The 13,221-nt window shown below is 39.1% G+C and carries 9 protein-coding genes; 1 reads left to right on the plus strand and 8 read right to left on the minus strand.

All coding sequences use genetic code 11. The annotated features are described in order from the left end of the window. Positions 1-21: 21 nt before the first annotated feature. From R8923_RS07620 to sufC, 8 genes are all read right to left on the minus strand, one after another. The gene (locus R8923_RS07620) at positions 22-3,174 is read right to left on the minus strand and encodes a type I restriction endonuclease subunit R, EcoR124 family (RefSeq protein WP_485872172.1); all 3,153 of its coding nucleotides are present in this window, start codon (positions 3,172-3,174) and stop codon (positions 22-24) included. Positions 3,175-3,185: 11 nt separating this feature from the next. Next, positions 3,186-4,358, minus strand: coding sequence for a restriction endonuclease subunit S (locus tag R8923_RS07625; protein ID WP_485872173.1), 1,173 nt, complete (start codon positions 4,356-4,358; stop codon positions 3,186-3,188). Next, the gene (locus tag R8923_RS07630) at positions 4,348-5,946 is read right to left on the minus strand and encodes a type I restriction-modification system subunit M (protein WP_485872174.1); all 1,599 of its coding nucleotides are present in this window, start codon (positions 5,944-5,946) and stop codon (positions 4,348-4,350) included. The genes R8923_RS07625 and R8923_RS07630 overlap by 11 nt, the downstream gene beginning before the upstream one ends. Before the next feature lie 203 nt (positions 5,947-6,149). Next, on the minus strand, positions 6,150-7,544 hold the full coding sequence (gene sufB, locus R8923_RS07635; RefSeq protein ID WP_485872175.1) for a Fe-S cluster assembly protein SufB: 1,395 nt from the start codon (positions 7,542-7,544) through the stop codon (positions 6,150-6,152). A gap of 14 nt (positions 7,545-7,558) precedes the next feature. Then, entirely contained in the window at positions 7,559-7,999 is a 441-nt protein-coding gene (gene sufU, locus R8923_RS07640) for a Fe-S cluster assembly sulfur transfer protein SufU (protein ID WP_485872176.1), read from the minus strand. After that, the gene (locus R8923_RS07645) at positions 7,996-9,222 is read right to left on the minus strand and encodes a cysteine desulfurase (protein ID WP_485872177.1); all 1,227 of its coding nucleotides are present in this window, start codon (positions 9,220-9,222) and stop codon (positions 7,996-7,998) included. Before R8923_RS07645 ends, sufU begins: the two co-directional genes overlap by 4 nt. Continuing rightward, complete coding sequence (sufD, locus tag R8923_RS07650; RefSeq protein ID WP_485872178.1) at positions 9,223-10,524, minus strand: Fe-S cluster assembly protein SufD; 1,302 nt, start codon at positions 10,522-10,524, stop codon at positions 9,223-9,225. It lies immediately after the preceding gene. Positions 10,525-10,543: 19 nt separating this feature from the next. After that, a complete protein-coding gene (gene sufC / locus R8923_RS07655) occupies positions 10,544-11,329 on the minus strand; it encodes a Fe-S cluster assembly ATPase SufC (RefSeq protein ID WP_485872179.1) in 786 nt (261 codons plus the stop codon). Between the two features lie 369 nt (positions 11,330-11,698). Here sufC and R8923_RS07660 point away from each other — a divergent pair, with 369 nt between their 5' ends. Next, positions 11,699-12,757 (plus strand): Lmo2079 family surface lipoprotein, encoded by a 1,059-nt coding sequence (locus R8923_RS07660; protein ID WP_485872180.1) that lies wholly within the window; start codon positions 11,699-11,701, stop codon positions 12,755-12,757. Positions 12,758-13,221: the final 464 nt, after the last annotated feature.

Here is a 13,221-nt window from a genome sequence, read left to right on the forward strand (position 1 = left end):
TTAGTTGATTTTATAGTCACACTACCTTAACTCATTCTTAAGCGGTACAATAATTTCATCCAAAACTTCTTTCCATTCCTTACTTAATTCACTTCTTGCCGCGAAGGCATTAGCTTCTGGGTGGATGCTTTTATATTTTTTAAAGTCCCTGCTTTTAATAATCGCATTCATATTAGGAAGTTCCTTTGAACTAAGTGAGTATTCCCTTGAAGAAAAGTCAAGTTCCTCTTCACTCACCATCCATTTTGCGGCGAACTCACGGATGGTTGTGTTGATTTTATCCGTAAAGAATTGGCGCTTCACTTCAAAAATATCAGCATCCTCACTAATTTCCCCGCTATCTATCGCATCTAAAATGGCACGATAAACGTTTTTTATGAGATTTGATTTATTTAATTTCTGTAAGGTCCTCTCAATATCAGCACGAATATCCGTGTTGTTTACCGAGTAGTTACCTAGAAGATGGTCGATATAGGCAGAGTCAATATCATAACGCATCACACTATTTTCCTCGTAAAATTCAATCTCGGTAAAATCATTCGATGTGTCTGCTAAAGTTTCCTCAATTTCAACTAAGGAACCTTTTACCGTTTCATATCGCCCTACTTGCTCCTCTATCCAGGAAACTTGATTTTGAAGTATAACAGATTCATCTATTTCATCGTTATAATCGTCGTATGTTACAAGCGCTTCAAAAGAATTATTCAACTCTTGGAAAGCTTTTACATAATCAATCCGCACCTCAAGATTCGTATGTTCATCAATATCATACGAAAATTCTTCCATTTTTTCATACGCCTTTTTAAAACGTTCTCTTGACTCCTCGTAAGTCGGATAAATTAAGCCAAGATTTTCTTGTTTTTTGGAATAGAGTTCTGTCGCATCGTCTACATTCTTCTTCATCGTGTACGGCTTTCTAAACGTGACGATTAGACCTTTCGTTTTATTCGGAAAAGTACGGTTTGTTCTGGAGAAAGCTTGGATTAGGCCTGCATATTCTAAATGGCGGTCAACAAATAACGTTTGGATTGTGGGCGCATTAAAGCCCGTCAGAAGCCGGTCCACGACAATAACGAGGTCGACTTGCTCACCAAATTGTTTAAACTCCGCCTTATCACGCACAAGGCGCTCATTAATATTACTGTTGTAGGCGTTTAACTGGTTAACCGACCATTTTGTACCGTAGTAATTGTTATAATCGGCGATGATTTCATTCATTTCATCTTCTTTTTTTGTGGCCTCGCCCTTTTTTTCGTCAAGCGAATATGTGATAGCAATACGCGGAAAATCGGGGTCACTAATTGCCCGGCCTGCCCGAACGGTGTTTCCCGCAAACTCTTTTTCCATCCAATTTGGGTCTTTTGTCATTTCCTTGATGGCTTTATAATAGCGTTTTGCCATTGCAATCGAACTTGTGGTTAAAATAGCCGATTTGGTTGGTCTTCCACCTGCGAAATCAAATTTTGTATAGGCATTATCCGGTTTGAAAATTTTACGGATTACCGTTTGAATATGCTCATCATTTTCGTATATTGCGGCATCAAGATACGTCTCTTTTGTGATGCCATCCATCTGATCAATCATTTTATTTAAATTATCTACAGACTTATTCGCGTACTTTTCATTTTGCCTAAGGTCATTTAAGATTTTGTTGTCTAAAGTAGTGGTATTTAGAGTATTTTCATGTTCAAGTTGAAATGCTAAAACTGCCCCGTCATCTAACGCATTTTTAATCGTGTACGTATGTAGCTCTTCTCCGTACTGATCCTCTGTTGTACGCGCTAATTCCCCTTTTGCCTGTTTTTTATTAACCTCAAAAATAGGGGTGCCCGTAAAGCCGAACCACGTTGATTTTGGAAAAACTTCTTTAATTCGTTTCATATTTTCTGCACTTACTGCACGGTGACATTCATCCACGATAAAAACAATGTGCTCATTCATTAATTTTTCAAAGCGATTTGTCCCTTTTTCCTTCTCTAGCTTTTCTGCTTTTTTCAGCGCGGCTTCTAATTTCTGACGTGTTGTGATAATAATCACGCTTGAATTCGCTTCAGAAAGGAGCACCCGACTTAATTCTGTTGAATTTCCAGTACCCACAATAAGCGTATTAGCTTTTCCTTTGCCTGAGGAGATTCCTGTATTATATTCAGAAGCAAATTTAGTGAATTCATCGTTTGTTTGGTTATCTAAATCTGTTCGGTCAACAAGCATGATAGTTCGGCCTACATTCGTTGCTCGTGTTAGTAATTTCGTAACCACAAAGCTCGTTAATGTTTTTCCTGAACCTGTTGCATGCCAAATATAGCCAGATTGTCTTTTTATTGCCGCTGCATGTATGGCTTCTATGGCATGGATTTGGTAAGAATGTAAGACGAGTAAATGTCTAGTGTCTTGAACTTCACTAATAACGGTATAATCTGTAATCATGCGGTGTGCAGCTGGGATGCTTAACACCTGTCTACTAAACTCATTTAGGCTATCTATCTTTTTATTATCTGTTGTTCGCCAACTAAAGATGTACTTACGTTGCATATGCTCAGGCAATGCATTCGCAAAATAACGCGTTGTTTTTTCATTTGAAATAACAAACAATTGAAGTGTTGCAAAAATATTATTGTGGAATAATCCTTCTTCAGCATATTTTTTAATTTGTTCAAATGCCTGAAAAACGCCATCTTTAGCAGTAACCGTTTTCAGTTCAATTTGTATGATGGGTAAGCCGTTCATGAGCAAGGTAACATCAAAACGGCGATCTCGCGCCTCTATGTGCTCTCTTTTTTTAGCAATTTGGTTGACGACTTCATAGGAAGACTGACCACCATTCACATCGAGCCCGCGGTAAAGAACAAGCGACATGGAACCGAGCGCAGCGTCTTCACGGTCAATTTTAATTCGCGCCACCCCGTTTTCCCCCCTGAGCCATTTTGCAGCATCAACGGGGGTTTGGGTTTTTAATAAAAATTCCGTTTTAATTCCCTCAAATTCTTCGTCGGTTAACGGATGTTCACCGATTTCCGCCGTGTTATTTTGGATGATTTTTTGCTTTAGATTTTGCCATAAATCTTCTTCTGATTTCAAATCTGGGCGATAAGTCCACTGGTTATGACCTTCTCCGAGTAGTTGAATTAGTTGTTTTTCAATCGTAGCCTCATCAAAGTGAGTTAGTTGTTTCATTCATGTACCTCCTAAACAAACATTTTTTGTAAGAAAGCTTTCTTAGTTTCTTGTAGTAATTTTAATTCTCGTTCTTCAAGCGCAATTTTGTCGTCGAGTTGTTTGAAAAATTGACCGATTTTTTGTTGTTCTTCTAAAGTGGGTACGTCAATTTCCAATTTCATCATTACTTCAGCATTCAATTTTGCTCTTCCTCCACCAACTAATAATGGTCTAATATTCGTATTCTTAATGGCATTTTTAACAAATTTATTATCAGCCTTATCTATTTTTGCTTGTAAAACATGCGCATGATTATTGACCCAAATTTTCCCCTTAACATGGTGAACAGGATAATCCTCTAGATCATTCGCCCCGTCTTCAGCAATTAATACATATTCCCCATCATGGGTATAACCACTGACATAGTCTTGAATGCCATTTGCCCCATAATATGGAACTTCTCCTTTGATTCTTTTTGCCGCTGTAATTGGAACACGTAAATTATCATATTTATTAACTATGTTGCTTAAAGCCGTGCCATTCCAATTATCATTATATCCAGGAAACCGAAGTTCAGGAACTTTCTCGCCTTCTTTCGGGAACATTTTTTGTAGTAGCCCTTTTTTCTTTGTCTTGAGATTTTCAAGGTTGCGTTGGTGAAGAGATATAGTGTAGTCTAGCTGTTTAAAAAAGTTCCCAATTTGTTCTTGTTCTTCATTTAAATTTGGGACAATAACTTTTAGTTTTAAAAAATCATTCTTGTTTAATACTCTGTTACGACCTGCTCCACCTGGTGATATTAGCTCTAGCTGTTGTCTAAACTCTTCTTTTGAAACCATATAGTGCAAGAATTCTATATCAGACTTCCCATCAGCTCTGTATGTTGGAAATCTATGAGAAACAAGTAATCCATCATCTCTATCAGGAACAACAGCTATTGCATGTTCCCAAGCAAAAGTAATATTGATAACTAAATCATTTTTTCTTACAACAAAAAGTTTATCCATTGCTACTTTTTCAGGATTATCTACAAACTGCCTAAATGTACCTTTTGCATGAGATCTTACTGACATTCTAAAATAGGGTTCACTTGGTTTAGGAACTTCTCTAATCACTTGTTCAACCAAACTCCCCAACTTCCGCTCTTCCCAATCCTCACTAAACCCTTCAAATCGAATCTCAGGTACTCGTTTACTTGCCATCGTCAAACACCTCTAATGCCCCTTTAATCCACTCTTCGTCCTCGGGGTTGTACTGCAAACTTGAAATCGCTTCGTATAGACTTTTGTCTAACTCCGCTTTCTCAGCGCGAATCACCTTCATTTCTTTACCGATTTTTGCCATATCAACAGGCGGCTCTTCTTCAAACGTATCCACGTAACGTGGGATATTCAAATTATAATCATTCTCTTTGATTTCTTCAAAACTCGCAAGGTGAGCGAATTTTTCCACGTCTTTTCGGTTTTTGTAGGCGGCAATCACTTTATCGATATTTTCCTCCGAAAGCATGTTTTGATTTTTGCCTTTAATAAAGCCCTTACTTGCATCGATGAATAAAACATCTTGTTTTGTGCGGTTTTTGCGAAGAACAATCACGGTAGTCGGGATAGGGGTGCCATAAAACAAGTTTGCGGGCATGCCAATTACAGTGTCAATCTCGCCATTTTCGAGCAAGTTTTTGCGAATGACCCCTTCAGCAGCACCGCGGAAAAGAACACCATGCGGGAGAACGATTGCCATCGTCCCTGTTTCTTTTAAATGATAAAGTCCGTGAAGCAGAAAAGCAAAATCGGCTTTTGATTTTGGTGCTAGTTTGCCGTAACGATCAAAACGAGACTCCTTTAAAAACTTCTCATCTGAAGACCAGTGAGCTGAGTAAGGCGGGTTCATAATGACGGAATCAAATGTATACGGCTCCTCCCGTGGCCAGTCTTTGTTAAGCGTATCCGCATTTTTTAAGTTGTTGAGCGCTTCGGCTTCAACACCGTGCAAAATTAAGTTCATTTTCGCTAGGTTAAACGTTGTCGTATTGAGTTCTTGTCCGTGATATTTCACTTTATCTGGATATTTTAAATAATTTCTTACATTCAGCATTAACGACCCTGACCCCATCGTTGGGTCATACACACTAAATAAACTTTTCTCTTCTTGACCAAGTGTTACGATGCGTGCCATCATGTCAGATACCATATGCGGAGTATAAAATTCACCCGCTTTTTTTCCAGCATCAGAAGCAAACTGACCAATTAAATATTCATACGCATCACCAATAATATCCCCACCGTACCCAAGAATATCAATATCACTAAGCTTTTTAAGGACTTCTGTGATGGTCAGATTGCGCTGTTGGGCATCTAGGCCTAGCTTGTTTGATTCCAAATCAACATCATCAAATAAACCTTTAAACTGACTAAAATTAGCCGAAATTTCTAGAAATCCTTTTTTCAAATCATTTAATTGGAATGTATTGTTGTGGGCTTTTTTAGCTAAAACATTAAAAAGATGATCAGGTTCTATCGCGTAACGAATCGTGTCAAGAAGAGCATCAATCACATCCTGCTTTATCGATTCATCTTCTAATTGTTTAATATAATATTCCGTTTGTTTTTCTACCGTATCATATTCCTCAAGTGATTCTGCCCCTAGTTCCACTACTTTTTGAAGCAGTTTATCAGATAAATATTTGTAGAAAATAAGCCCTAATAAATAGTTCTTATATTCGGATGCATCCATTTTGCTACGGAGGCTATCCGCTGCACTAAAAAGACGCTGATTTAATCCATCCCCCATGTTAATACCTCACTTTTCTTTTTTAAAATTTAAGTATAGCCGTGTTCAGAAAGTTAAGTCTTGTCACCTAAGCGCTCCCGCGCAACCAGCCCATACAAGTTCCCCCAATTGGTTGCGAAAAACACGTTCCACATTCAATTATACAACAAAAAACTCGTATAACGCCAGATATAGTTGGCATTATACAAGTTTTTAAATGATGCTTATCCAATCGACCCTTCCATCTCAAATTTAATCAACCGATTCATTTCAACGGCGTATTCCATTGGCAATTCTTTCGTGAACGGTTCGATGAAGCCCATGACGATCATTTCAGTGGCTTCGACTTCTGAAACACCGCGGCTCATAAGATAGAAAAGTTGTTCCTCGGACACTTTAGATACTTTTGCTTCGTGTTCAAGGGAAATATTATTGTTTAAAATTTCATTGTAAGGGATTGTATCGGATGTTGATGCGTTATCCATAATAAGCGTGTCACATTCGATATTGGAACGAGCGCCGTCTGCATTACGACCGAAATGGACGATGCCGCGATACGTGACGTTACCACCGTGCTTGGAGATGGATTTAGAAACGATGGTGCTTGATGTGTTTGGTGCCATGTGCATCATTTTCGCACCAGCATCTTGGCGTTGTCCGCGCCCTGCGATGGCGATTGAAAGGGTCATGCCACGCGCGCCTTCTCCTCTAAGGTAGCAAGATGGGTATTTCATCGTTAATTTAGAACCGATGTTGCCATCAATCCATTCCATCGTACCATTTTCTTCAACAAATGTTCGTTTCGTTACGAGATTATAAACATTATTCGCCCAGTTTTGAATCGTTGTGTAACGGCAGTAAGCGCCAGGTTTTACGACGATTTCAACGACGGCTGAGTGAAGCGAGTTTGTCGTATAAACGGGGGCTGTACAGCCTTCCACATAATTGACACTCGCGTTTTCATCGACGATAATAAGCGTCCGCTCGAATTGCCCCATGTTCGGAGAATTAATTCGGAAGTAGGCTTGTAGTGGCGTGTCGATTTTAACGCCAGGAGGTACATAGATGAACGAGCCTCCCGACCAAACAGCGGAGTTTAATGCAGCAAATTTATTGTCAGATGGTGGAATGACTTTCGCAAAATGTTCCTTAAAGATGTCCTCGTTTTCTTTTAGTGCGGTATCGGTATCTTTAAAGACGATGCCAAGTTCTTCCAAATCTTTTTTCATGTTATGATAGACCACTTCGGACTCATACTGAGCAGATGCACCTGCTAAATATTTTTGTTCGGCTTCTGGAATTCCAAGTTTATCGAATGTACGTTTAATTTCTTCCGGAACCTCGTCCCAAGATTGAACGGTCTGCTCAGAAGGTTTTACGTAATATGTGATATCCTCAAAATCTAGTTCTGAAAGGTCACCGCCCCAAGTTGGCATAGGCATTTTATAAAACTGTTTGAGCGATTTCAAACGGAAGTCGAGCATCCATTCAGGCTCTTCTTTAATTTTCGAAATTTCACGTACAACATCTTCCGTTAACCCACGTTCTGTACGAAAAACAGAAGTATCTTTATCATGGAATCCGTATTGGTATTCGCCAATATCTGGAATTTCAGTCATATTTTATTCCTCCTTTAACGCATTTTTTCTTCGCGAATGGCACGCTCCATTGCTTTCCATGCAAGCGTCGCACATTTAATTCGTGCTGGGAATTTTGCGACGCCAGCTAAAGCTTCCACATCCCCGTATTCGTCAATAGTATCATGATCGTGCCCTTGCACCATTTCGGAAAACTGGTGGGACATTTCGAGCGCCTCATCTTCCGTATGACCAATAACGCTTTCTGTCATCATAGAAGCGCTTGCCATCGAAATGGAACATCCACTTCCCGTAAAGCTTGCAGCAGTAATTTTATTGTCCTCTATTTTCAAGTGCAAATGAATTTCATCACCACAAGTCGGGTTGTTTAAGTCAATTGTGACGTTAGAGTCCGCGAGCTCCCCTTTATTCCGAGGATTCTTGTAATGATCCATAATCACTTGCCTGTAAAGTGCGTCTAATTTACGACTTGTCATAGGCCAAAATACTCCTTCGTTAACTTTAATCCTTTGATGAATTTATCAACTTCTTCTTTTGTGTTATAAATATAGAAACTTGCGCGAGCCGTTGAATTTTCGCCAAGCCATTTCATGAGTGGTTGAGCACAGTGGTGCCCGGCCCGAATGGCGATTCCTTCTTCGTCAAGAACAGTGGCAAGATCGTGCGGATGAACGCCCTCTAAATTAAATGTCACAAGACCAGCGCGTTTACTCGCATCTAGCGGACCATAAATTGTAATGCCAGATATTTTTTGCATTTCAGAAAGGGCATAGTGAACGAGCTCCTGCTCATACGTATGAACGGCTTCCATGCCAATTTCCGTTAAATAGTCTACCGCCGCGCCAAGCGCAATTTGTTCCCCAATAATTGGTGTCCCCGCTTCAAATTTCCACGGGAGTTCCTTCCACGTTGAGTCGTATAAATCAACGAAATCAATCATTTCGCCACCAAATTCGGTCGGTTCCATTTTTTCTAAAAGTGCTTTTTTTCCGTATAAAACGCCCGTTCCAGTTGGTCCAAGCATTTTATGGCCTGAGAACGCATAAAAATCGACGTCAAGCTTAGTTACATCAACGGCCATATGCGGAACAGCTTGCGCCCCGTCAACCACGATGACAGCACCATTTTGATGCGCGATTTCTGCGATTTCAGCAATTGGTGTCACCGTCCCGAGCACATTTGAAACATGCGCCAATGCCACAATTTTCGTTTTAGCGCTAATAACGGAAGCCGCTTTACGAACAGAAATCGTCCCATCTTGTTCGAGTTCGATAAACTTAAGCGTTGCGCCCGTGCGTTTTGCGAGCTGCTGCCACGGAATGAAGTTGCTGTGATGTTCAAGGTGCGAGATGACAATCTCGTCCCCGCTCGTAATGTTCGCCGCTCCGTAGCTATCCGCTACCAAATTGAGTGCCGTCGTCGTACCACGTGTAAAAATAATTTCCTGCACGAATTTCGCCCCAATGAATGCCCGCATCTTCTCACGCGCACCTTCATAAGCATCCGTTGCGCGCCCGGAAAGCGTGTGTACACCGCGATGAACATTTGCATTATCCGTTTCATAATAATGAGTCAATACGTCAATCACCTGTTTCGGCTTTTGCGCAGTCGCTGCATTATCTAAATAAACAAGCGGTTTTCCGTTTACTTCTTGCTCAAGAATTTTAAAGTCAGAACGAATTTTGGCGAAATCTTTCATTTAGCGCACTTTCCCTTCGATAACTTCCTTTAACATCACTTTCACGCCTTCAATTGGTAGCTGTTTCACGACAGGATCAAGGAACCCGTGAATGACTAGACGCTCCGCCTCCTGTTTTGAAATCCCTCGACTCATCAAATAAAAGAGTTGAACTGGGTCAACACGTCCAACAGAAGCAGCATGCCCTGCGACAACGTCATTTTCATCAATTAATAGAATCGGATTCGCATCACCACGCGCACCTTTACTAAGCATTAACACACGCGATTCCTGCTGCGCATCAGACTTCGATGCCCCGTGCTTAATATGCCCAATACCGTTAAATATCGTTGTTGCTTTATCTTTCATCACACCGTGGGATAAAATAGTCCCAGTGGAGGCTTTTCCGTAATGAGTCACTCTTGTCGTCACGTTTTGTATCTGCTTGAAACGCCCAACAGTCACCGTCTTCACATCACCAGTTGAGCCGTCACCCATCAAATTCGTGATGTTTTCATTGATGGTGTCACCGTCATTCATTAGACCAAGCGCCCACTCAATTGTAGAATCAGCGCCAATATGGCCTCTACGATTAACATAGGTTGTAACGCCTTTTGACAAGTTGTCTACCGCGCCAAATGTAATCCGCGCATTCCGGTTCGCAATAACTTCTTCCACAATATTCGCGATACCAGTGCCCTCTTCGTCAAGCGACACATAGTTTTCCACGTAGGTCACAGAACTATTGTCGTCAGCCACAACTAACACGTGATTCACAAGTGGTTTTTTCGCATCTTGCTGTACAAAAACCGTTTGAATCGGCTCACTGATTTCCACGTTCTTCGGTACATATAAAAATACGCCGCCATTTACAAGTGCCGCATGAAACGCAGTCAACTTATGTTCGTCTACCTGTACCGCATCTTTCATAAAATATTGTTTAAAAAGATCTGGGTGATTTTTTGCCGCCGTCACAATGTCCGTTAAAATCACGCCTTGTTCTTGCAGCTCCTCACTCAGTTGTAATCTTGCCGGACGCGTGTCGACTTGCACATAATAGTTCGCATCCGCTTTATTTAAATCCACTAGATTGGTGACCTTGTCGGCTAAAGCTTCATTTGAAATCCCCATACTAATGCCTTCATACGTATCAAATCCCGTGAAATTCCAGCGATCAATCTTCGTTTTATCCACAAACGGCAAGTCAAGTTCACTTGCTAATTTCCAAGCTGCCAAGCGACTTTCGGTTAAAAAAGCTGGTTCGCTGGCATGTTCAGAAAAAGCGCGGATAAAATCATCCTTTACAATTACATTTTCTGTCATGATTTTAACCCCACTTTCCTTATTTTTCGACTACGTCTTCTTCCTCTTCAAATTCAATGCCAAGCTCTTGCTTGATCCAATCATATCCTTCCGCTTCTAAACGTTTAGCCAGTTCTGCGCCGCCTTCTTTAACGACTTTTCCTTGCATCATCACGTGTACAAAATCAGGCTCGATATAGTTTAGTAAGCGCTGATAATGCGTAATAATGAGGCAACCAAAACCTTCACCACGCATCGCATTAACACCTTTTGAGACGACTTTAAGCGCGTCAATATCAAGCCCCGAGTCAATCTCATCTAAAATAGCAATTGCTGGCTCAATCATTAACAGCTGCAAGATTTCATTGCGTTTCTTTTCCCCGCCAGAAAATCCTTCATTTAAATAGCGTTCAGCCATTTCTTCGTCCATATCTAAAAGTTCCATTTTCTCATCTAATTTACGAATAAATTGCATGAGTGGAATTTCTTTTCCTTCTTCACGTCTACTATTAATCGCCGCACGAATGAATTCAGCGTTTGTAACACCACTAATTTCACTTGGATATTGCATCGCTAAAAATAGACCTGCTCTTGCGCGCTCATCAACTTCCATTTCAAGCACATCTTCTCCGTCAAGCGTAATACGTCCTTTTGTTACTTCATATTTAGGATGCCCCATAATGGCTGCCGAAAGTGTCGATTTCCCTGTGCCGTTTGGTCCCATTATGGCATGAATTTCTCCAGTTGAAATTTCAAGGTTTACACCTTTTAAAATTTCTTTTCCTTCTATCTCAACGTGTAAATCTTCAATCTTAAGTGTTGACATTCAAAATACCCTCCCTAGTTTGTTTTGCGTGCAAGCTCGCATAGTCCTAGTTTAGTATAATTCTAATTTGATTACAACTATAAAAAACTGCACGATTTATCTTCTGTCCCTCATTTTACTATGAATAAGACAATTTTTCCACTCCTGTTTAAATTATCATCTTTTACTTCTTATTTGAGAATTTATATCTTAATTTTAAGCAAAAAATTTATTCGGCTTAAACAAAGTTCAGCATTTAATAGAAAAATGTGGTTGTTTAATACTACGTGATATGTTATTGTTAATGCTGCGTAATGCTATTGAAACAATTATCGCTTTCTGTAACATTACTCAAATTTAAGTATTTTAACTCATCGGAGGAGATTTTATATGAAAAAAGTAATAATAGGTATCAGCCTACTATTGCTCTTTCTCTCACTACAAGGTTGCAGCTCTCCCAAATCAGACTTTACAAATGCAATGAGAAAACTAAGTACAAAGAAACAATTTACGATAGATAGCAAAATTAAAGTTAATGATGCATCTTCTAAATATGAAGAATTGCTTGGGATTAACAACCTAAATACGGCTGAAGCAGATTTTAAAATTTCTGCTGACACAATGATTCAAACATCTACCATGGACGCAAAAATTCATTGGAATAAATATTCCTTACATGTTCAGTCGCTTCAAAATAATCAAGACGGGCTTATTTATGTTCCAGTTAATCTGTTTTATACCCTCGATCCAAATATAGCGGATGCTCTTAGTGAAACTTCTAAACAAGTTTATCAGACTGTTTTATCTGAAAATGAAGATTTAAAAGGAAAATATTTTGATTTTTATTCTGCGCTTCAAAACATTTCTGACCAACCAATTGATAAAAAAACAGTGCAAAAGCAAGCTAAACAAATAAATGAGCTAGAAAAAGAAACGAGTATTGTTCTATATGAATTTATGAACCAACTAGATGATAATCGTTTTAAAACAAATAAAGACGGTACAGTTGAAATTGCTATTCATAAAGAAGACCTTGTTGTTTTAGCAGACAAACTTCTTACCGCCTGGGATAAAAACGATGCCATTACAAACTTTCTTTTAGAACAAAAAAACGAGTCGACTACGAATGCAAAAAAAGAATGGCAAAACTACCAAAATAACATACGCACGTATTTTAAAAAGTTACAAAAAGACAAAAATCGCAAATTAGATATTCATATGAAACTTATACCCGACTCAACTTATGGAATTGGTAAGCTAACATTAGATACTGATTATGAAGACAAGGCAAATCATGACCATTTCAATATCACCACTGAATTAAATTGGTTACCGTACGAAAAAGTACCTACCATCCCTTCAAAAGGCGAGATTGTGACAAAAAAAGAGTTCGACAAAGTCATTTCGGATGGACTAAAATCATATTTGCAAATTGAAAACAGTAGATAACATTAAAAACACGTTCTTATACTCGCCTCAAAAGTTAGGTCGACTTTCTAACATTTGAGGTGTTTTTCTATGCTAAAATACTGTTTCCTTCATTTTTTGCGCAGATTTATTTTCTTCAAAATAGTTATACATTATTGGTACATATCAAAAAATGGTCGCTTTGCTTCTTGTAACATTTTTTCTCCAGGTTAGCGTTATGATTTAGCTTGATATTTTTATCATTCTATTGCTAGATTATCCTATCTTAATTTCTTCATCTCTAGTTAAACAGAAAATTTCCAAATGTTAACTGTTGCAGCTACTGCATTTTTCATTCTGAAGTTTCTTGCTGTGTGTGTATTACTAGATATATCACTCCTCATTCGTATATAATAATTATATATCTTGCAAAAAAACAGCCTAGTTATTATTTGACATATTATAATAAACACTTATGAGCAAGATAGATAGTAATCATAAGATGG

Source organism: Listeria tempestatis (genome assembly GCF_963575625.1).
GTDB lineage: Bacteria > Bacillota > Bacilli > Lactobacillales > Listeriaceae > Listeria > Listeria tempestatis.